Annotated in this window: 17 protein-coding genes; 2 read left to right on the plus strand and 15 right to left on the minus strand. The window is 62.0% G+C overall.

Annotated elements, in window-relative coordinates:
- Positions 1-25 precede the first annotated feature (25 nt).
- From FXN63_RS22845 to FXN63_RS22910, 14 genes are all read right to left on the minus strand, one after another.
- Positions 26-3,661 (minus strand): hydantoinase B/oxoprolinase family protein, encoded by a 3,636-nt coding sequence (locus tag FXN63_RS22845; RefSeq protein WP_148819726.1) that lies wholly within the window; start codon positions 3,659-3,661, stop codon positions 26-28.
- A gap of 124 nt (positions 3,662-3,785) precedes the next feature.
- Complete coding sequence (locus tag FXN63_RS22850) at positions 3,786-4,493, minus strand: ABC transporter ATP-binding protein (protein ID WP_148819728.1); 708 nt, start codon at positions 4,491-4,493, stop codon at positions 3,786-3,788.
- 4 nt (positions 4,494-4,497) lie between these two features.
- Entirely contained in the window at positions 4,498-5,220 is a 723-nt protein-coding gene (locus FXN63_RS22855) for an ABC transporter ATP-binding protein (RefSeq protein ID WP_148817827.1), read from the minus strand.
- The gene (locus tag FXN63_RS22860) at positions 5,201-6,208 is read right to left on the minus strand and encodes a branched-chain amino acid ABC transporter permease (protein ID WP_148817828.1); all 1,008 of its coding nucleotides are present in this window, start codon (positions 6,206-6,208) and stop codon (positions 5,201-5,203) included. Before FXN63_RS22860 ends, FXN63_RS22855 begins: the two co-directional genes overlap by 20 nt.
- Positions 6,209-6,224: 16 nt before the next feature.
- Positions 6,225-7,076: a branched-chain amino acid ABC transporter permease gene (locus FXN63_RS22865; RefSeq protein ID WP_148817829.1), complete on the minus strand. Its 852-nt coding sequence runs from the start codon at positions 7,074-7,076 to the stop codon at positions 6,225-6,227.
- Positions 7,077-7,136: 60 nt separating this feature from the next.
- Complete coding sequence (locus FXN63_RS22870) at positions 7,137-8,387, minus strand: ABC transporter substrate-binding protein (protein WP_148817830.1); 1,251 nt, start codon at positions 8,385-8,387, stop codon at positions 7,137-7,139.
- Between the two features lie 197 nt (positions 8,388-8,584).
- Complete coding sequence (locus tag FXN63_RS22875; protein WP_425468632.1) at positions 8,585-9,394, minus strand: putative hydro-lyase; 810 nt, start codon at positions 9,392-9,394, stop codon at positions 8,585-8,587.
- A gap of 104 nt (positions 9,395-9,498) precedes the next feature.
- On the minus strand, positions 9,499-10,401 hold the full coding sequence (locus FXN63_RS22880) for a LysR family transcriptional regulator (RefSeq protein WP_148817831.1): 903 nt from the start codon (positions 10,399-10,401) through the stop codon (positions 9,499-9,501).
- A gap of 90 nt (positions 10,402-10,491) precedes the next feature.
- Positions 10,492-11,262 (minus strand): amino acid ABC transporter ATP-binding protein, encoded by a 771-nt coding sequence (locus FXN63_RS22885; RefSeq protein WP_148817832.1) that lies wholly within the window; start codon positions 11,260-11,262, stop codon positions 10,492-10,494.
- Positions 11,259-12,002 carry an amino acid ABC transporter ATP-binding protein gene (locus tag FXN63_RS22890; protein WP_281290834.1) on the minus strand — a complete coding sequence of 248 codons (744 nt, stop codon included), beginning with the start codon at positions 12,000-12,002 and terminating at the stop codon, positions 11,259-11,261. The genes FXN63_RS22885 and FXN63_RS22890 overlap by 4 nt, the downstream gene beginning before the upstream one ends.
- On the minus strand, positions 11,999-13,531 hold the full coding sequence (gene argH / locus FXN63_RS22895) for an argininosuccinate lyase (protein ID WP_148817833.1): 1,533 nt from the start codon (positions 13,529-13,531) through the stop codon (positions 11,999-12,001). Before argH ends, FXN63_RS22890 begins: the two co-directional genes overlap by 4 nt.
- Positions 13,528-14,226, minus strand: coding sequence for an amino acid ABC transporter permease (locus FXN63_RS22900; protein WP_148817834.1), 699 nt, complete (start codon positions 14,224-14,226; stop codon positions 13,528-13,530). The genes argH and FXN63_RS22900 overlap by 4 nt, the downstream gene beginning before the upstream one ends.
- A 2-nt stretch (positions 14,227-14,228) precedes the next feature.
- Positions 14,229-14,891: an amino acid ABC transporter permease gene (locus FXN63_RS22905; RefSeq protein ID WP_148817835.1), complete on the minus strand. Its 663-nt coding sequence runs from the start codon at positions 14,889-14,891 to the stop codon at positions 14,229-14,231.
- Between the two features lie 130 nt (positions 14,892-15,021).
- On the minus strand, positions 15,022-15,891 hold the full coding sequence (locus FXN63_RS22910) for a transporter substrate-binding domain-containing protein (protein WP_246164949.1): 870 nt from the start codon (positions 15,889-15,891) through the stop codon (positions 15,022-15,024).
- A gap of 174 nt (positions 15,892-16,065) precedes the next feature.
- On the opposite strand from FXN63_RS22910, the gene FXN63_RS22915 reads away from it, so the two are divergent.
- Positions 16,066-16,983, plus strand: a complete 918-nt coding sequence (locus tag FXN63_RS22915; RefSeq protein WP_148817836.1) for a LysR substrate-binding domain-containing protein — start codon at positions 16,066-16,068, stop codon at positions 16,981-16,983.
- A gap of 66 nt (positions 16,984-17,049) precedes the next feature.
- Here the strand turns inward: FXN63_RS22915 and ltnD are convergent, their stop codons facing one another.
- Positions 17,050-18,027, minus strand: coding sequence for an L-threonate dehydrogenase (ltnD, locus tag FXN63_RS22920; protein ID WP_148817837.1), 978 nt, complete (start codon positions 18,025-18,027; stop codon positions 17,050-17,052).
- Between the two features lie 576 nt (positions 18,028-18,603).
- Between ltnD and thiC the strand changes: the two genes are divergently transcribed.
- The gene (gene thiC, locus FXN63_RS22925) at positions 18,604-20,517 is read left to right on the plus strand and encodes a phosphomethylpyrimidine synthase ThiC (protein ID WP_148817838.1); all 1,914 of its coding nucleotides are present in this window, start codon (positions 18,604-18,606) and stop codon (positions 20,515-20,517) included.
- The last annotated feature ends 98 nt before the right edge of the window (positions 20,518-20,615 follow it).

Genomic DNA, 20,615 nt, shown 5'->3' on the forward strand with positions numbered 1-20,615 from the left:
TGCAGTCCTTTCATGCTCGTCTGGCTCAGCCAGCGACCTCTGGTTTACCGAAGCCCCCACCTCCCGGCGTTTCGATCACGAACATGTCGCCAGGCTGCAGTTGCGCACTGTCCTGCGGGCCCAGCGGCTCGACGCTGCCGTCGGCCCGTTCGACGTAATTGCGCCCCATGTCGCCCGGTCCGCCCCCCAGCAAACCGAAGGGTGCATAACGACGGTTGTTGGACAGAATCACTGCCGTCATTTCCTCCAGGAAACGCACGCGGCGAATGGCACCTTCACCCCCCACGTAACGCCCTGCTCCACCCGAGCCTGCGCGGATTTCATACGACTCCAAACGCACCGGGAAACGCAGCTCCAGAATCTCGGGATCGGTCAGGCGCGAATTGGTCATGTGCGCCTGCACGACAGAGGTCCCCGCAAAGCCCGGAGAATCCGGCCCCACGTCATCCACACGCACCGGCCCGGCCCCTGTGCCGCCCGAAATGGTCTCGTAGTACTGGTAGCGCGCATTGCCGAAGGTGAAGTTGTTCATGGTGCCCTGGCTGGCGGCCAGCACGCCCAATGCGCCGTATAAGGCGTTCACGATGCACATCGAGGTTTCGACGTTGCCCGCCACCACCGATGCAGGTGGGTTCGGCCGCAGCATCGAGCCTTCCGGAATGATGATCTGCAAGGGCTTCAGGCAGCCCGCATTCAACGGAATTTCATCGTCGACCAACGTGCGGAACACGTACAACACTGCGGCCGTGGCAATCGCGCTGGGGGCGTTGAAATTGTTGTCCAGTTGCGCAGACGTGCCGGTGAAATCCACCACCGCGCTGCGTGCTGCACGGTCCACCTTGACCGAGACGTCGATGCTGGCTCCGTTGTCCAGCGGATAGCGATATTGCCCATCCTTCAACACCGAGATCACGCGGCGTACTGCTTCTTCGGCGTTGTCCTGCACGTGGCCCATGTAGGCGCGCACTACATCCAGGCCGAAGTGATCGCACATGCGCAGCAGTTCCTGCACGCCCTTCTCGTTGGCGGCAATCTGCGCGTGCATATCGGCAATGTTCTGGTCGGGATTGCGCGCCGGCCACTTGCCAGAACCGAAGATGGCGCGTGCTTCGTCTTCCCGGAACACACCGCCCTTTACCAACTGGAAGTTGGTGAACAGCACGCCTTCATCTTCCACTGTTTTTGAGTCAGGCGGCATCGATCCCGGCGTGGTGCCGCCCACGTCGGCGTGGTGACCACGCGAGGCAACGTAGAACAGAATTTCCTTGCCAGTCGCCTCGAACACCGGCGTGATGATGGTGATGTCGGGCAGGTGTGTGCCGCCGTGATACGGGTCGTTGATCACGTAGGCATCGCCCGGTGCCATGCGACCTGCATTGGCCTGCGCCACCGTCAGTACCGATGCGCCCATCGACCCCAGGTGCACGGGCACGTGCGGGGCATTGGCGATCAGGTTGGCGTCGGCATCGAAGATCGCGCACGAGAAGTCCAGGCGCTCTTTGATGTTGACCGAGTAGGCCGTGTTCTGCAGCCGGAAGCCCATCTGTTCGGCAATCGACATGAACAGGTTGTTGAATACTTCCAGCATGACCGGGTCGGCTTGAGTGCCCAGCGCGCGACGCGCCGGGCGTGCCGATACGCGACGAAGCACCAAGTGATCCAACGCAGTCAATTCAGCCTGCCAGCCAGCTTCCACCACCAGCGTCTGATTCTTTTCCGAGATGATTGCAGGACCTGAAATCCGGTCGCCCGCCACCAGGTCTTCACGCACGAACAAGGGCGTGTCGGCCCACTCGCCCGCGCTGACCATGCGAACCGTTTCGCGCGATGCAAGCGAGCCAGTGCGTTCATGTGCGGGAACCTGCTCGACCACGACTTCACCACCACCGCGTGCCTCGACCGAAATGGTCTCGACCACCAGCGCACGGTTTGCCATCAGGAAGGAATAACGCTGACGATAAGCCGCTTCGAAATCGGCACGGATGCGGGCCAGATCGCTGAAGGCGATTTCCAATGAGGTGTCGGTGCCGCGATACTTAACATGCACGCGACGCTGCACCTTGATGGCATCACCGCTTACGTGCTGACGCAGCAATTCGCCAGCCGCCTGCTCGGCCAAGTCATCGAGCGCGATGTCCAGTTCGGGCATCAGCGCGTCGTCTAGTTCTTTTTCGATCGTCTTCTGGCGAATATCGGTCTGATCAGCCAGGCCCATGCCATAAGCCGACAGCACGCCGCCCAGCGGATGCGCAAACACCGTGGTCATGCCCAGGGCATCGGCCACCAGGCACGCGTGCTGGCCGCCCGCACCGCCAAACACCGTCAAGGCGTATTCGGTGACGTCATGGCCTCGCTGCACCGAGATGCGCTTGATCGCCTCGGCCATGTTGCCTACAGCTATTTCCAGGAAGCCCTCGGCAAGCTGCTCGGGTGTCATGGTGCGACCGGTCGCGGCCAGCACTTCGGCAGCCATGTCCGAGAACGCCTGACGCACCGCTGCGGCATCCAGCGGCTGATCGGCGTGGGGGCCGAATACCTTCGGGAAGAACGCGGGCTGGATTTTGCCCAGCAGCACATTGCAGTCGGTCACGGCCAGGCGGCCGCCACGGCGATAGCAGGTCGGGCCGGGATTCGCGCCGGCCGAATCGGGGCCGACCCGCAGACGCGCGCCATCGAAGTGCAGAATCGATCCGCCACCCGCGGCGACGGTATGGATGCTCATCATCGGCGCACGCATGCGCACGCCGGCTACTTGTGTCTCGAACTCACGCTCGAACTCGCCCGCGTAGTGCGACACGTCGGTAGACGTACCCCCCATGTCGAAGCCGATGATGTGATCGAAACCGGCCAGTTCGCTGGTGCGCACCATGCCCACGATGCCCCCTGCCGGACCAGACAGAATCGCGTCCTTGCCACGGAATCGCCGGGCGTCGGTCAGGCCGCCGCTGGACTGCATGAACATCAGACGAATGCCTGGCAGCTCGCCTGCCACCTGATCGACATAGCGCTTCAGAATCGGCGACAGATAGGCGTCCACGACAGACGTATCGCCACGGGACACGAACTTGATCAGCGGGCTGACCTCGTGCGAGACGGATACTTGGGTAAAGCCGACTTCAGTCGCAATGCTGGCAGCGCGCTGTTCATGTTCCGGGGCTTGCCAGGCGTGCATGAACACGATGGCCATGCTGCGGATGCCGTCGTCGTAGGCGGCCTGCATCTGCGTGCGCAACGAAGCTTCTTCCAGCGCGGTGACGACGCTGCCGTCGGCCGCAATGCGCTCGTCGGCTTCGATCACCGAGTCGTACAGCATTTCCGGCAAGACGACATTGCGATCGAACAGCCGGGGGCGGTTCTGATAGGCGATGCGCAGGCCATCTCGGAAGCCACGCGTGGTGACCAGCAGCGTGCGTTCGCCCTTGCGTTCCAGCAAGGCGTTGGTGGCCACGGTAGTGCCCATCTTCACGCAGTCGACCACATCGGCAGACACGGCTTCGCCCGGTGCCAGACCCAGCAGCTTGCGAATGCCGGCCACCGCGGCATCACGATACTGCTCGGGGTTTTCCGAGAGCATTTTGATGGTCGTGGTCGATCCGTCCGGACGGCGGCCGACGATGTCGGTGAAGGTGCCGCCACGGTCGACCCAGAATTGCCATTTCATGTCGATGCTTTTGGGGGATTGGGGGGTCAAGTCAGCAGTCAAATCAGGAGCCAAACCCGGCACCGGGGCGCGGGTCTCCCCGCCGGCGGCTTGCGCCGCAGCGTAATCAGTGCGATCCATGGATTTACATCCCTAGGTAGACGCGGCGTACTTCATCTGACGCCGCCAATTGTTCAGCAGTGCCCTGCAGGGCAATCCGGCCGGTTTGCATCACATAGGCACCTGCGGCGACTTCCAGCGCCTGGTTCATGTTCTGCTCCACCAGCAACACTGACAGGCCTTGCTGCTTGTTGAGCGCCTGCAGCGCATCGAACACCTGCTCGACCAACAGTGGCGACAAGCCCAGGCTGGGTTCGTCGATCAGCAGCAGACGCGGACCACTCATCAACGCGCGGCCGATGGCCAGCATTTGCCGTTCACCGCCAGACATGGTGCCGGCCAGTTGTTCGCGGCGTTCCAGCAGTCGCGGGAACATGGCGTACACGCTGTCGATACGCTGCTTGATGATGGCTTCATCACGGACGGTATAGGCACCCAGTCGAAGGTTCTGCGCCACCGACTGGCGGGCGAACACACGTGCCCCTTCCGGGATCATCGCAATGCCCATCGTGACCAGCTTGTCCGGCTGCGTGCCGGTGATGTCACGACCTTCGAAGAACACCTTGCCGGACTGCGGCTTGACGGCACCGACGATGGCTTTCAAGGTGCTGGACTTGCCCGCGCCATTGGCACCGAGCAAGGCCGTGATGTCGCCTTCGCGCACGGTCAGCGACACGCCGCCCACGGCCTGCACGCCACCGTAGGACACGTGCAGGTCACGGACTTCAAGCATGAACTCAGACACGGTGTTTTCTCCCGAGATAGGCTTCGATGACGGCCGGGTGGCGCACGATTTCCTGTGGCGGGCCTTCCGCAATGGTCTGGCCGAAGTTCAGCACCAGCACCCGATGCGCAAGCCGCATCACCACTTCCAGCACGTGTTCGACAATGATCAGGGTCACACCTGCCGCATGGATGTCACGCAGGATGTCGGCAAGTGCAATGGCCTCGCTCGGATTGAGACCCCCCGCCACCTCGTCCAGCAACAACATCTTCGGCTGGGTGGCCAGCGCACGCGCCAGCTCCACGCGTTTTTGTCCCGCCACGTTCAGCTCGCGCGCCCGCACGTCGGCACGGTCTTGCAAGCCCACCAGCTTCAATACTTGCTCGGCGGCATCACGCGCCTCGTTCAGACGCGAGTGACGCAGCAAGGCCCCCACCATTGCGTTCTCCAGCACGGTCATGTCGCCGAAGTTGCGCGGGATCTGATAAGACCGCACCAGGCCCAGCGTCGCCACCTGTTCGGGGGTCTTGCCGGCCAATGGTTTGCCATCGAAAGACACCGTGCCGGACGTGGGTTGATGTGCACCCACCAGGCCGTTGAACAGCGTGCTTTTTCCTGCACCGTTGGGGCCGATGACGGCCACGATTTCGCCAGCGGCAACCGACAGGGAAATGTCTTTGTTGGCGACCAGCCCGCCGAAGCGTTTGGTCAGTTGTTTAACGTCGAGCAGCGCCACGTCGCCTCCTCAGAGTCACCAGACCGCCCGGCAGGAACATGGTCACCAACAGAATTGCCAGGCCGAAGATCAGCAAGTCCAGGCCAAGGCCGGAACTGCCCCACATCACACGCGTACCTTCCGACAGCGGGATCAGCAGCGCTGCCCCCAGCCACGGTCCCAGCAAGCTGCCTACGCCGCCCAGGATGGCCACCAGCACCACCTGCACCGACAGGCTCAGGCTGAACATCGATTCAGGTTCGATGAAACCCACATACATCGCAAAGAACCCGCCCCACACGCCGGTGATGCCACCCGACAGCACGAAGGCCAGCATCTTGTAGCGATCGGCCGGTACACCCAGGCTGCGTGCTGCCGACTCGTCACCATTGATGGCGCGCCAGTAGAAGCCCACCTTGGAATGCACCAGGAACCAGGTTGCCAGGAAGGTCAGCAAAGCCAGGCCGATAGCGATCCAGTAGTACGGCACCTTGCTGCGGAACAAGAGCATCCATGGTGCTTCGGCAATCGGTGCTTCCAGACCCACCGCACCGCCCGCCCACTGCCAATTGATCATCAGCAGCAAGCCGATCTGCAGCAGCGCGATCGTGGCCATGGCGAAGTAGTGCCCCGCCAGACGCAAGGTCGGACCACCCACTACCCAGGCAATTGCCGCAGACAGCAGCCCACCGAGCGGAATGCCGATGATGGGCGTGAGCTTCAGGTGTTGCAGCAGCAAGATGGTGGTGTAACCACCCACGCCCACGAACACGCAGTGCCCGAAGGACACGCGGCCCAGGAAACCGCCAACCAGGTTCCAGGCGGCACCGAGCGCGCCGAACATGATCACCATCAGCAGCACCTGGATGGTGAACGCGTCCTTCACGAACACCGGTGCGGCGGCCAACAAGGCGGCGACGAGCACGGCGATCAGCAGCGGCCGGCGCGACGAGCCCGCCCGCTTGGCCGATGCCGGCGGCGAAGCCGGACGATCGATAGATGAATTCATCTGAGTAGTTCCCATGTCACCAGCGCCCGAACAATCCGCGGGGCCGATACCACAGCACCAGGATGAAGACGATGAAGATGCTGACAGTCTTGAGTGCCGGGGCCACGAAGTAACCCGTCATGGACTCGATCACACCCAGCGTGATGCCAGCGACCAGCGCACCCGGCAAGGAGCCGAATCCGCCCATGCACACCGCCACGAAGGCAAGCAGGCCGAACACCGTGCCCACGGACGGGTAGACGTAGAAGAAGGTGGTGAGCAAGGCACCGGCGAAACCGACTGCCGCACTGCCGACGATCCAGACCTGCGCATTGACACGGTCAGGCGGAATGCCGACCAGCGCCGCGACTTCGCGATCTTCGGCAACCGCTTGCAGCGCATGGCCCCAACGGGTGCGATAGACCAGCCAGAACAGAATGCCGATCACCGCCAGCGAGGCAATGGCAGCAATGACTTGCGGACGACCCATCGAGATATTGCCGACCGTGATACTGCCTGAGACCAGCGTGTCGGGCAGATTGCGATAGTCGGGCGAGAAGAAGATGAACGCCAGTTGGCGCAGCACCAGACCCAGGCCGAAAGTGGCCAGGATGATGGCCATCGCCGGACCCTTCTGCAGCCGCTTGATGATCAGGGTGTAGGTGGTAAACCCCACGAACCCGAGCAGGCAGGCAACCATCGGTGCGGACAAAGTCGGGTCGACGTGACCCAGGGTGAACATCCAATAGGCGGCATACATGCCGAGCATCAAGAACTCGCCGTGGGCGAAATTGATGACGTCGGTAATACCCCATATCAACGCCAGGCCGAGGGCGACCGCGGCGTAGATCAGGCCGTTGAACAGGCCTGCTGAAAGCGCTTCTAACATGCTTGGCTCCTGTAGTGGCAGCCTGCGACGCGCCCCGCGGCGCGCCGTAGGCCGAGGGGCTTATTTCCAGGTGAACGGCAGCGTCGGCAAGCTCTGATCAAGCTTGTATTTCAGCGGCCAGACGGTCTGGTATTGATTGCCCTTCAACTCCAGGATCAGGCCCGAGCCCAGCGTGTTCTGGCCGTGCTGATCGAACTTCACCCCCGCCCAGGGCATGACTACCTGCGACTCGCCCAACGAGGTGGCAGCAAGTGCCTTGCGGATGGCTTCCGGGTCGGTCGAGCCTGCGCGGTTGATGGCATCGGCCAGCACCAGCACGCCCTGCATCGAACGGCCGTTGTTGCCGTTCATGTCCTTGCCGGTCTTGGCCTTGTACAAGTCGTTGATGACCTTGATCAGCGGCTTGGTCGCGGCCAGGTCATTGCCCCATACGTCACGCGTCAGCACCGTCTGAACTTGCGGGCCGACTTCCTGCACGAAGCGCGAATCGATGAAGCCTGCATCGTTGGCCAGCAGCACCGGCGGTGCGTACTTGCTTTCGCGCATGGTGCGCACGAACAGCATGGCGTCGGCGGTGTAGCTGGCAAAGATGGCAACGTCGGGTTTGATCGCGGCAAGCGTCTGCACTTCGGCGGTCAACGACGGCGAACCAGCTGCGTAGGCAATCTTGCCAACGATCTTGCGGTTGTACTTGGCGGCGAATTTCTCGACGGCCTTGTAGGTGTTCACGCCGAAGTCGGTGTTCTCGTAGACCACCGCGATCTTCTGGGTGGGCACGGCCTTCACGCCATCCAGGAACTCCATCATGTTGTCGATGAAGGTGTCATCGTTCGGCGAGGTACGGAAGAACCACTTGTAGTTGCGTTCGGTCAGGTCGGGGCTGCTCGACTCGCCGTTCAGGAAGGGAATGCCGCGCTGCTCGGCGATGCGGCTGGCGGTCTTGGTGACGGCGGACTGATACGCACCGGTCAGCGCAACGACCTTTTCCTGTTCGATCAGGCGCTGCGCGTCAGACAGGCCGACTTCCGGCTTGCCTTGCGAATCGCCGAACACGACCTCAAGCTTGGCACCGCCAAGGTTGGGCAAGCCTGCACCCTTGGCCAGCGGCACATCACCCAGTTCCGGGTGCGGGTTGTTCACCAGCTCGACTGCCAGTTCGATGGCCGCCTTGATTTCAGCCCCGGTGGACGCAAGCGGTCCGCTCAGGGGATAGATCGCACCGATGCGAACGGTTTTTTGCTGTGCCAGCGCAGCAGGCCCGAAGGTCAGCGCCACGCAAGCGGCGGTCACGCCAATTAGTTGCTTGAACATTTTTTTGTGTCTCCTCGATACTCGGAACATCATTGCGATGTGGACGGGAACTGCAACGTACGACCCATGCACAGGCATGGGCGGCCGGAAAAAATGGGCACAGGTGCACCCGGTCGCGCCGCGATACGGCGAAACCTTCAATCCGGAAATTCAGTGTGCAGCGCCCCGGCTGATAGGGCGCTGTACGGTGTCTTGTCCTAGAACGCAGCCAGGCGGCTGTTGACCAGGTCAGTCACCAGCATGTGACCGGGTGCGTGTGTGATGCAGAACTCGGGGCGCACCGACGCGACCACCGATTGCGGTGTCACGCCACAAGCCCAGAACACGGGAATCTCATCCTCACCGATATCCACAGCGTCGCCGTATTCGGGCTTGTGGATATCTGCAATGCCGATCTGTGACGGGTCACCGAAGTGCACGGGAGCACCATGCACTGACGGGAATCGCGACGTCACCTGGATGGCGCGAATGGCTTCCGCGACTTTCATCGGCCGCATCGACACCACCATCGGACCCGAGAACACCCCTGCCGGAACCGTCGGGACATTGGTGCGATACATGGGCACGTTGCGACCTTGTTCGATGTGACGGACCGGCAGCCCGTTATCGAGCATGGCTTCTTCGAACGAGAACGAACAACCGATCAGGAAAGACACCAGGTCGTCGCGCCAGATGTCGCGCACATCGGTGGGTTCATCGACCAGCACGCCGTCGTGCCACACGCGATAACGCGGGATATCGCTGCGGATGTCGATGTCGACGCCCAGCTCGTTCAAGGACGGGTTGCCCGGTTCGGACACCGCCAGCAAGGGGCAGGACTTGGGATTGCGCTGGCAGAAGCGCAGGAAATCGTCGGCCAGCGCGGCAGGCAGGATGGCCAGATTGGCCTGTACATGTCCGGGTGCCAGGTTGGCGGTCGGACCAGTCACGCGACCGGAGCGTGCATCGAGTCGGGCCTGGTGCGCGTCCGACAAAGCAATGAAAGGCAAATCTGAACGTGCTGACACGAGAGGGCTCCGGCTGCGTGGATCGATGACGCATTACGCCGTGCTTGGCAAATCCCGTCCAATCACATGTTGCGATAGACCGTGATAAGAAAAAACGATCAGTGTCAGCCGGACGTGCTTTTGTCCTCGGCCGCGATGCGTTGCGCAGCCTGCGCCACCGTATGGGCGATATGGCTGTCAGGCCCCGGCACCCAGCAGGCCGTGTAGTGCAGCGGTGGCAGAGGCGGGGCAAGCACATCAAGCAGGCGCAACTGCCCTTCCGCCAGTTCACGCGACAACGTGACCGGGGCCACCACGGCGGTACCGCGTCCGTCGCAGGCCATGCGCACGATCACGCTCACCGCCGAGCTGCCGTACATGCGCGGCGCAGTCGCAGACGCGCTGCTGAGCAGTCGATGCACGGCACGATACGGACTGGTGGTGGACGCATAGGTCACCACAGGCATCTTGGCCACCTGTTCCAGGCTGATGGGCTCAGGCCCCAGATCCAGCTGCGGGCTGGCGATCCACGCAAGGGGGTACTGGCAGAGTTCAAGCTTTTCCAGCTTCGGTTCGTCCAGGGGTTCCAACAGAAACGCCAGGTCGATCTGGCGGGCCAGCACCTGTGCACGCAGGCCAGAGGTAGTGTCCACCTGGATTTCAATTTCCAAGGCAGGATAAGCATCCGACAGATGCTCCATCAGGGTCGAGAACCAGGTGTGGATCAGGGTCTCGGATACCCCCAGTCGCAAGGTGCCGCTCATGACACTGTCAGCACGCGCAGCCTGCAGCATGTCATGGCGCATCTGCAGCATGCGCTCGGCGTGCGACAGCAATTCCTCGCCTTTTGCCGTCAGCTTGATGCCCCGCGTATCGCGTTCGAACAGCTTGACGCCCAAGTCGCCTTCCAGCAATGCAATGCGCTGCGAAATCGCAGGTTGTGTCGCGTTCAGTTTCTCGGCAGCCGAGCGAAAACCGCCCAGCGTGGCCACCCAGAAGAAGGTCTCGATATTGCGTAGATCGATCATGGAACGAGGTCTGCCAGCAAGCCGTCGATCGCCGATCGTACCTTGTGCAATGCGGGATACGCGACGGGAATTTTTCCCGTCGCCGCAGAGTCAGTGCACCACGCGCGCCAGGAAATCCTGCAGCCTGGGACTCTCCGGCTGGGTGAAGAATTTCTCGGGCGGGGCTTGTTCAACAATACGACCGGCGTCCATGAAGACCACCCGATCGGCCACCTCGCGGGCAAACCCCATCTCGTGCGTGACGACCACCATGGTCATGCCTTCGTTGGCCAGGGAGATCATGGTGTCGAGCACTTCATTGACCATCTCCGGGTCCAGCGCCGAAGTCGGTTCGTCAAACAGCATCACGTCCGGCTGCATGCACAGCGCACGCGCAATCGCCACCCGTTGCTGTTGTCCGCCCGACAGTTGCGCCGGATAGTTGTCGGCCTTGTGACCGATGCGCACACGGGTCAGCAGTTCGCGGGCACGACGTTCAGCGTCGGCCTTCGACAGCTTCAATGCCCACATCGGTGCCAGCGTGCAGTTCTCCAACGCGGTCAGATGCGGGAACAGGTTGAAGTGCTGGAACACCATGCCCACGTGTTTGCGCACTTCGTCGGCGGCGCGCGGGTCTGCGCTCATCGGTGCGCCGTGCACCGAGATGCCCCCGCGCTGAAAGGGCTCCAGGCCATTCACACAGCGGATCAAGGTTGACTTGCCGGACCCGGACGGACCACAGATGACCACGCGTTCGCCAGTGCCGATGTTCAGCGAGACATCGCGCAGCGCCTGGAAGTCGCCATACCATTTGTTGACGCCGTCGATGACCACGGCAGGGCCTTTGCCCGGTGCGAATACTGTTTGAGCAGGCCGATTCATCGCAGCACCTTGCCAAGAAATGCGCGGGTGCGCGCATGTTGTGGATTCGAGAACATCTGTTCCGGTGGTGCGTCTTCCATGATCACGCCTTCGTCCATGAACACCACCCGGTCTGCCACCTCGCGGGCGAAGCCCATCTCATGCGTGACCACCACCATGGTCATGCCACGATTGGCCAGGTCGCGCATCACAGCCAATACGTCGGACACGGTCTCCGGGTCGAGCGCCGAGGTCGGCTCATCGAACAGCAAGGCCTTGGGTTTCATGGCCAGCGCGCGCACGATTGCCACGCGCTGCTGCTGCCCGCCCGACAGCTCGCGCGGGTAGGCGTCGATCTTGTGCGCGAGGTTCACCAGTTCCAACAAGCGCCGCACTTCGGCATCCGCCTCGGCCTCGCGCAGACGGCCTCGGCGCATGGGGGCCAGTGTCATGTTGCGACGCACGGTCAGGTGCGGGAACAAGGCGTAGTCCTGGAACACCATGCCGATGTCTTCACGCAGCCGCTGCCAGGCTTTTCGATCATTCGCGGGGGTGACCACGCCATCGATGGCGATCTCACCGCCGCTGGGTTCCACCAGCCCGTTCAAGGTGCGGATCAAAGTGCTTTTGCCCGAGCCGCTGGGGCCGACCACCACCAGCACTTCGCCCGCGTGCACGTCCAGGTCAATGCCCTTGAGTACCGGCGTGGCACCGAACTGCTTGTTCAGGCCACGTACACGGATCAGCGGCTGCGCCGTCATGGCGTGGCCTGCGCAAGCGCTGCCAATGCTTCGGCCTCGGCGTGCAAGGCCAGCCGTGCCTGGCGGGTGGTCTCGCGCCGTTGCGCGTTCAAGGTGTCTTGCTGCACCAGGCGCACCGTGGCGGCGGCCACCATGCTGGCCACCGAGTCGGGGGCCGGTCCACCGATGGTGCGGGCGTGCACACTGGCGGCCGGGTCCAGGCATTCACCGACGATATCGGCCGACAAACCCAATGGCCGGCCGATCTCGTCAACCGAGGCGCGGTCCACCATGTCTACATCGATCTGATCGGACGACAGGCCACGTTCCATTGCCTCGCGCACCACTGCGCCAACGATGTGATGCGCCTGGCGGAAGGACACATCGGCCTTGCGCACAATGGTGTCTGCCAGGTCTGTGGCGGCGCAGAAGTTTTCGCGTGCGCGGCGCAGCATCACGTCTTCACGCGGGCGGGCGGTACGCACCACCAGGTCCAGCACCTTCAGCGCCTTCACGCTTTCTTCGCACATGTCTGCAAAGTTGGCCACGCTTTCGCGGTTGGCGTCGCCGGTGTGCGAGAACTGGCTGGCGCGCTGCACCGCCATCGCAGTGGTGAACATGCCGATCAGGTGCCCGGCGCGGCCCTTCAGGTATTCCAGCACCACCGGGTTTTTCTTCTGCGGCATGATGCTCGACGTACCCGCCACGCTGTCGGGAAAATCGATCAGACGGAACTCGTCGGTGACCCACACGAAGTAGTCCTGCGCGATGCGGCTCCAGGTGGTGGCCAGCATGGTCAGCGCCGCCATGATCTCGAACAGGAAGTCGCGCGAGGCCACCGCGTCCAGTGTGTTGTCGGCCACTGTCGGGAAGCCGAGCAGACGCGCGGTTTCCATGCGGTCGATCTCGAAGGGCGTACCCGCCAGCGCACCCGCACCCAGCGGGCTGCGATTCATGCGGGTGTAGCTGGCTTCCAGGCGTTCCGTGTCACGCCCCAGGGCTTCTGCGGCAGCCGACAACCAGAATCCGTAAGTCACTGGTTGCGCAGGTTGCAGATGGGTATAACCGGGCATCACCACTTCCTGATACCGGGTTGCCTGAGCCAGAATGGTGCGACGCACCACCACCAGTTGATCGATCAAGGCATGCACGTGATCACGTGCCTTCAAGCGGTCGATGGTTGCCAGGATGTCATTGCGACTGCGCGCCGTGTGCAGGCGGCCGCCAACATCTTTGCCCACCTTGTCGATCAGATGCGCTTCGTAGTTGAAGTAGGCATCTTCACGTTGCGGATCGAGTTCAATCGCATCGGGCCCAGCCGCTTCCATGTCCAGCAAGGCGCGGGCAATGGCACTGGCTGCGGCCGTCTGCACCAGGCCTTGCTTGTGCAGCATCAACACGTGTGCGGCGTTGATGTCGGTCAGGTAGTTGAAGCCTTTGGCGAAGTCCTTCGCCAGGCGGGGTCGATAGATGATCTCGCACACTTCCTCGGCCGTGGTTTCGGTGAGGCGTCGGCTGACCTGCGATTCGCTGACGGACGAAGAAATCATGATGCGATGGACTCGGTGGAAGTGACGGGACGGACGCGATCGGAATTGAGGCGGCGTTCCAGATAACGGCTCAGCCAGGTGAAGACCGAGCAGATGACGAAGTAGACAAGCAGCACCACGCCGTAGACCACAAAGGCCGGGTTGGTGCCCTGCATGATGGTGGTACGTTCGATCACGATCTGCGCAGTCTTCAGGAATTCACTGACGCCCACCAGCGCACCCAGCGACGTGGCTTGAATCAGCAGCGTGACCAGACCGGTATACGAGGGCACGATGGCGCGCATCGATTGCGGCACGATCACGAACCAGTAGATTTCCCAGGGACGCAAACCCAGCGCCCAGGCACTGCGCCATTGGTGTTCGGCCACCGACAGAATGCCGCCACGCACGATCTCGATGCCGTTTGCGCTGCCCCACAGTGTCAGGCCCAGCGACACCGCTAGAAAGGGAGGCAACTGCACCCCGAACAAGGGCAAGGCGAAGTAGATGAAGAACACGTTGACGATCAGCGGAATCGCGCGGAACAGCTCGGTGTACAGATAAATCACACCGCGCACGAAACGGTTGCGTACCGTGGCCAGCACACCCAGCACGGCCGAGATCAGTGTGGAACACAGCAGCGTGACCAGCGCGATCTTCAGCGTCATGCCCAGCCCGCTGGCGATGTACACCCAGTTCTTGAGAATGAGGTCCATGATCAGGTCCTGAAGGGGCGATGCAAGCGGTGTTCAAGACGTTGCGCGGCCAGGCTGAGCAGCACTACCAGACTGACGTAGATCACGCCGATGGCGGCAAACATTTCCAGCGCGCGGAAGTCCGTGGCGATGCGATCGACGGCAACGTAGGTCAATTCCGCCAGCCCGATTGCCTGCAGATACGAAGAGTTCTTCAGCATCGACACCGAGGTATTCACCAGCGCCGGCAGGCTGCTGCGAAACGCAATCGGCAAGGCCACCAGCCGCAGGTATTGACGGGTGCTCAGGCGCAGTGAAATCGCCGCTTCGCGCATGCCATGTTCCACCGTGGACAGGCCACCGCGAATGTTCTCAACCTGGTAGGCACCGGCCCACACCGACAGACACACGACACCGGACCAGAACAGCGAGAACTGCACGCCGATGGACGGCAGCCCGTAGAAAATGAAGAACAACTGAACCAGGATGGGCGTGTTGCGGATGAGTTCCACATAACCCACCACCAGTTGGGACAGCACCGGGATGCGCAGCACCCGACAGGCGGCACCGATGATGCCGATCACAACCGAGGCGATCAAGGCGATGACAGAGACCAGCACGGTCATGCCCAGGCCATTCAACAAGGCCGGCCATTGGGCGTACAGGTAATTGGGATCGAAGCTCATTGACCCACACTTGCGCGATGCGCCGTTCGAGGTAAGGACGCCCGCCTGCGCCTGGCGGCGGGTGCGTCAGACCCCGCCCGGGGCGCGTGGAAGACGCGCCGGGCGAGTACGTGCCGTCGATGGTGCAGGCTTACTTGCCGTCGGGACGCGGGCTTTCGAACGCGTTGACGTAGTAGGGGCGAATGCCTTCAGGCACCCATTTCGCCAGCCAGCCGCGGAACAGCTTTTCGTCATGCATCTTGGCCACAGATGCACTCAGGTAGTCGCGCCAGGCTTCTTCGTTCTTGCGAACGCCAATGGCGGCATCAGACACCAGGAACACGTCGTCCAGCACCCGCAAGGACTTGTCCTGATCGGCCACCACCACCAGGGTGGCTCCGTCATGCGCATAGGCGGCAGCACGACCTTGCTTGAATGCCTGGAGCGAATCGGCCGTGCCGTTCAGGCGCAAGGTGGTGACCTTGGGCATGTTGTCTTCGAACCATTTGGCTTGCACCGAGCCCTTGGGCGTCACCACCGTCTGGCCGTCGAGATCGGCCACTTTCTTGTAGGGGCTGTCGGCCTTGACCAGCACGCCGCTGGCACCCCAGCGATAGGCCTTGGTGAAATCGATGACACGCGCCCGCTCGGGCGTGGCACCCAGCGTGGCGATCAGCAGGTCGACCCGACCGGCGGTCAGTTGCGGAATGCGGTTCTCGGCGGTCACGCAGGTCATGCTGATCTTGCTTTCGTCGCCGAACGCCCACTTGGCGATCTGACGCGCCATGTCGGTTTCGACACCGGCGTAAGCCCCTTTCTCATCCTGATAACCGTAGGGCGGCTGGTCACAGCGCACACCGACGTTCAAGACTCCCTTGGCCTTGATGGCCTCGGGCACGGCCGGCAGTGTGACGGCTGCGACGGCAGGAATGGAGGCAGCCATTGAGGCAGCAAACGAGATGGCAGCAGCCATCAGGCGGCCGGTAAAGACATGACGAACGCGAGCACAACGAACACGCATGGATTGTCTCCGTTATCTGAAGGGTCGCCGCCAGACGCGTGATGCGCCCGCACAGCCAGGACACTGCCCCGTCTGTGCAGGTGCTTCGTGCCATGGGTACAACTTACGGTGCCCTAGCCCATATGGCAAATTCGGATACGATGACCCTTCATCAGTTTTTGATATACCCCCGGCATGATCAACTTCAAACAGGTCGAAACCTTCCGGGCGGTCATGTTGTCGAGATCGATGACGCAGGCTGCGCGTGAACTGCATACCTCGCAACCCAATATCAGCCGGGTGATCGGACAGCTGGAAAAACAGATCGGCATGCGGCTGTTCGAACGGGCTGCCGGCCGGCTGGTGCCGACCCCGGAAGGACAGGCTTTCTTTCGAGACGTCGAGCGGTCGTTCATCGGGCTGCGCAGCCTGGAGAACTCGGCAGCATCCATTCTCAAGCGTGGTGTCGGACGCCTGCGCATCGGCTCGGTGCCGTCGATGGCACTGACGCTTGCCCCCACCACCATTCAGCGCTTTTCAAAGCTGTTCCCCGACGTGGTGGTGTCCCTGCACGTCAGCGACTCGGTGTCGGTAGGCCAGTGGACGGCGACCGGCTACAGCGACATCGGCATCGCGTCCTATGTGCATGACAGTCAGGGCATCGATGTGGAGTTGCTGGGGGAGATGACGGGAGTGTGCATCGTGCCATCTACGCACAGGCTGGCGAAGGGTCGTGGAGCGCTGAAGCCGGATGACTTGGATGGGGAACCCTTTCTGTCTCATGCCTACGGCGATGGCACGCGTCAACGCATTGATGCCCCCTTCACCAAGGACCGCGAGGACGCACGCATTCTTGCCTGCGAGTCGCACTATGCAGCAGCGATATGCAAGATGGTCGGGTTGGGCATGGGGGTCAGCGTGGTGAACCCGATTGTTGCGCACAGCTATCGGTACAGCGACATTGTCGTCAGGCGCTTTTTGCCGGCGATCTCGTTTCCGACCTACGCGCTGCATCCTCAGCACCAGCCTCGCAGCCTGTTGAATCGCGAGTTCGCCGCCTTGTTCGAAGCGTGCATGCAGGAAGAAGCGCGCGCCATGTTGAAGGCGCGCTAGGGGTAGATATCTGGATCAGGAACCGGAAAGCTTGCGGGCGATACGGAACGTGTCCACGACAATCGTCTACGCTTTCTTCGGCAGCGGAATATCGGCAATCCGCTGAAACAGACGCACCACCGACGAATCATCTTCGTTACCCCACCCCGCCGCGCTGGCCGCCACAAACTGTTGATACGCACTGCCCGCCAGCGGCAGCGGAAAAGTCATGCCACGCGCGGTATCCAGCACGATGCCAAGGTCTTTCACGAAGATGTTCACCGCTGAACTTGGCGGCGCGTAGTCGGCCGCCAGAATGCGTGGCACCCGGTCTTTGAACGCCCAGGAACTGCCCGCACTGCGGCTGACGATTTCATACAGCAGATTCGGATCGATGCCCGCGCGCGCACCAAAGGCAACGGCTTCACACGCTGCCGCAATGTGCACCCCCACCAGCAGTTGATTGACCATCTTCATGGTCGATCCCAGCCCCCATTCGGTACCCAGGTGATAGAGGTTGGCACCGAAGGCTTCAAAAACCGGACGGGTGCTTTCGAACGCATCTTTCGGGCCGGCAGCCATGATGGTCAGCGTGCCTGCCGCCGCCCCGGCCGTGCCGCCCGATACGGGGCTGTCGAGCAGGGTCACGCCATGCTCGGCGGCCATCGCGCCAAGGCGCTTGGCATCTTCGGGCAATGCAGTACAGCACAACGCCACCACGCCTTTGCCACTCATGGCAGCCAACACACCCTTGTCGCCCGCCAGCACGCTTTCCGCCTGCGCTGCGTTGACCACGAACAGAATCACCACCGATGCCTGGATGCCGACTTCAGCGGGTGACGCCGCACGTTGACCACCTTCGGCTTCGAAACGCGTATAGGCGGAATCACGCACGTCAAAGCCCACCACCGGGAAGCCTTTGCGCAAGATGTTCAAGGCGACTTCGATGCCCATGGCACCCAAGCCGATCAGGCCGACGGTCGGGAGTTTCGAGCTGGCCGGATTGCGTTGTGGGTTCGTCTCGTCGTGCCGTGTTTCATGCCCTGCTTCGTGCCCTACCGCCATTGCCAAGCTCCCATTTTTGGAACAACCGAATCTTTGATCTGTGAACGCGTGCCTGTCTGCCATCTGCCACTGAACCAGCACCGTCGCCCATCATCGTACTGACCGCCCCGCACGCTGAATACGTACATAAATTCAATCATCGATGAGCGTGATTCACCCTTGCGCTGCACTGCACAAAATCTTGATCAACCTGCTGAAATACAGCCGTCCATTAACCCCGAATTCGAGTCCCATCGTCCGATAAACACCACGAGTCGCCAATGCGCTTCGGCATTGGCCACGCAGCCGATATACTGGGCGCGCAAAAACGCAGGGGTCCTTTGCACAGGTCTGGAAATTCCGGGCTTGCGCGGGGTGAGAAAGTCCCTTCGAACCTGTACGGATAATGCCGATGCAGGGAGCGTTTCCCGGCCGCCTTTGATGGGCGAGGTCCGGTCGCATCCGGCATCTCAGCATCCACGGCCGGCCTGCGGCCGTGCGTCGTCTGTGCTGTTCTTCCCTTCTGTTTTCCCCTCCCCTGGCCGGGAAGTCTCTTCCGAGTTCGGCTCCGACACCTTTTAATGTCCTGGAGCTTCCATGAACGCCAATCCCAAGTTTCTCGCTTCTACTGCACTGGTCGACGAAGCCGCCGTCCAACCGCTGCCGCAATCCCGCAAGGTCTACCAGACCGGTTCACGTCCTGATATTCGCGTGCCGTTCCGGGAGATTTCGCAGGACGACACGCCGACCATGTTCAGCGGCGAGAAGAACCCGCCCATTACCGTCTACGACACCAGCGGCCCGTACACCGACCCGGATGCCCGCATCGACATTCGTTCGGGCCTGGCCCCGCTGCGCGCAGCCTGGCTGGACGAGCGCGGTGACACCGAATTCCTGGATGGCCCGACCAGTGCCTTCGGCCGCGAGCGGCTCGAAGACCCCAAACTGGCCGAACTGCGCTTCAACCTGCAACGCACGCCGCGTCGTGCGCGCGCCGGCAAGAACGTGACGCAGATGCACTACGCGCGCCAAGGCATCATCACGCCGGAAATGGAATTCGTCGCGATCCGCGAAAACCTGCGCCGTGAGCAGTACGTGCAGTCCTTGCGCGACAGCGGTGCCACCGGCCAGAAAATGGCTGAACTGCTGATGCGTCAGCATCGCGGCGAATCCTTTGGTGCCGCGTTGCCCGGAGCCATCACCCCGGAATTCGTGCGGGAAGAAATCGCGCGTGGTCGCGCCATCATTCCGAACAACATCAACCACCCCGAAAGCGAACCGATGGCCATCGGGCGCAACTTCCTGGTGAAGATCAACGCCAACATCGGCAACTCGGCCGTGACCTCGTCGATCGGTGAAGAAGTCGAGAAGATGACCTGGGCAATCCGCTGGGGTGCCGACAACGTGATGGACTTGTCCACCGGCAAGCACATCCACGAAACCCGCGAATGGATTCTGCGCAATTCGCCCGTGCCAATCGGTACCGTGCCGCTGTACCAAGCGCTGGAAAAGGTGAATGGCAAGGCGGAAGACTTGACCTGGGAGATCTTCCGCGACACGCTGATCGAACAAGCCGAACAAGGCGTGGATTACTTCACCATTCACGCCGGCGTGCGTCTGCCCTTCATCCCGATGACGGCCAAGCGCATGACCGGCATCGTGTCGCGCGGCGGTTCGATCATGGCCAAGTGGTGTCTGTCGCATCACCGCGAGAGCTTCATCTACGAACACTTCGAAGACATCTGCGAGATCATGAAGGCCTACGACGTGTCCTTCTCGCTGGGCGACGGCCTGCGCCCGGGCTCGATCTACGATGCCAATGATGAAGCACAGTTTGCAGAACTGAAGACGCTGGGTGAGCTGACCCAGGTGGCCTGGAAGCACGATGTGCAGGTGATGGTCGAGGGCCCGGGCCACGTGCCCATGCACTTGATCAAGGAGAACATGGACTTGCAGCTGGAACACTGCAAGGAAGCGCCCTTCTACACGCTGGGACCGCTGACCACCGACATCGCACCGGGTTACGACCACATCACGTCCGGCATCGGCGCGGCGATGATCGGCTGGTACGGCACCGCCATGCTTTGCTACGTGACCCCGAAAGAGCATCTGGGCCTGCCGAACAAGAAGGATGTGAAGGACGGCATCATCACCTACAAGATCGCTGCGCACGCGGCGGACTTGGCCAAAGGCCACCCCGGTGCCCAAGTGCGCGACAATGCGTTATCGAAGGCGCGTTTCGAGTTCCGTTGGGAAGACCAGTTCAACATTGGCCTAGATCCGGACACGGCACGCGAGTTCCACGACGAGACCCTGCCCAAGGACTCGATGAAGGCGGCGCACTTCTGCTCGATGTGCGGCCCGCATTTCTGCAGCATGAAGATCACGCAAGACGTGCGTGATTACGCAGCGCAGCAAGGCGTCGACGAAAAAGACGCCCTGTCGCGCGGCATGCAGGAAAAGGCCATCGAGTTCGTGAAAAAGGGCGCAGAGCTGTATCACAGGGCTTGATACCGCTTTGCTGAACCCAATAAAGCCTGCACTCGATGCACCCGGACATGATCGGGGCTGACAGACAGGCTTGACGGCGCGCCGCCCGGTGGCGGCGC

The sequence above is a fragment of the Pigmentiphaga aceris genome (assembly GCF_008119665.1).
GTDB lineage: Bacteria > Pseudomonadota > Gammaproteobacteria > Burkholderiales > Burkholderiaceae_B > Pigmentiphaga > Pigmentiphaga aceris.

Bases quoted from the DNA above. Each gene is read 5' to 3' on its own strand.
- FXN63_RS22845 (WP_148819726.1), bottom strand. From the start codon at position 3,661: ATGAAATGGCAATTCTGGGTCGACCGTGGCGGCACCTTCACCGACATC.
- FXN63_RS22850 (WP_148819728.1), bottom strand. From the start codon at position 4,493: ATGCTTGAAGTCCGTGACCTGCACGTGTCCTACGGTGGCGTGCAGGCC.
- FXN63_RS22860 (WP_148817828.1), bottom strand. From the start codon at position 6,208: ATGAATTCATCTATCGATCGTCCGGCTTCGCCGCCGGCATCGGCCAAG.
- FXN63_RS22865 (WP_148817829.1), bottom strand. From the start codon at position 7,076: ATGTTAGAAGCGCTTTCAGCAGGCCTGTTCAACGGCCTGATCTACGCC.
- FXN63_RS22870 (WP_148817830.1), bottom strand. From the start codon at position 8,387: ATGTTCAAGCAACTAATTGGCGTGACCGCCGCTTGCGTGGCGCTGACC.
- FXN63_RS22880 (WP_148817831.1), bottom strand. From the start codon at position 10,401: ATGATCGATCTACGCAATATCGAGACCTTCTTCTGGGTGGCCACGCTG.
- FXN63_RS22885 (WP_148817832.1), bottom strand. From the start codon at position 11,262: ATGAATCGGCCTGCTCAAACAGTATTCGCACCGGGCAAAGGCCCTGCC.
- FXN63_RS22890 (WP_281290834.1), bottom strand. From the start codon at position 12,002: ATGACGGCGCAGCCGCTGATCCGTGTACGTGGCCTGAACAAGCAGTTC.
- argH (WP_148817833.1), bottom strand. From the start codon at position 13,531: ATGATTTCTTCGTCCGTCAGCGAATCGCAGGTCAGCCGACGCCTCACC.
- FXN63_RS22900 (WP_148817834.1), bottom strand. From the start codon at position 14,226: ATGGACCTCATTCTCAAGAACTGGGTGTACATCGCCAGCGGGCTGGGC.
- FXN63_RS22905 (WP_148817835.1), bottom strand. From the start codon at position 14,891: ATGAGCTTCGATCCCAATTACCTGTACGCCCAATGGCCGGCCTTGTTG.
- FXN63_RS22910 (WP_246164949.1), bottom strand. From the start codon at position 15,891: ATGCGTGTTCGTTGTGCTCGCGTTCGTCATGTCTTTACCGGCCGCCTG.
- FXN63_RS22915 (WP_148817836.1), top strand. From the start codon at position 16,066: ATGATCAACTTCAAACAGGTCGAAACCTTCCGGGCGGTCATGTTGTCG.
- ltnD (WP_148817837.1), bottom strand. From the start codon at position 18,027: ATGGCGGTAGGGCACGAAGCAGGGCATGAAACACGGCACGACGAGACG.
- thiC (WP_148817838.1), top strand. From the start codon at position 18,604: ATGAACGCCAATCCCAAGTTTCTCGCTTCTACTGCACTGGTCGACGAA.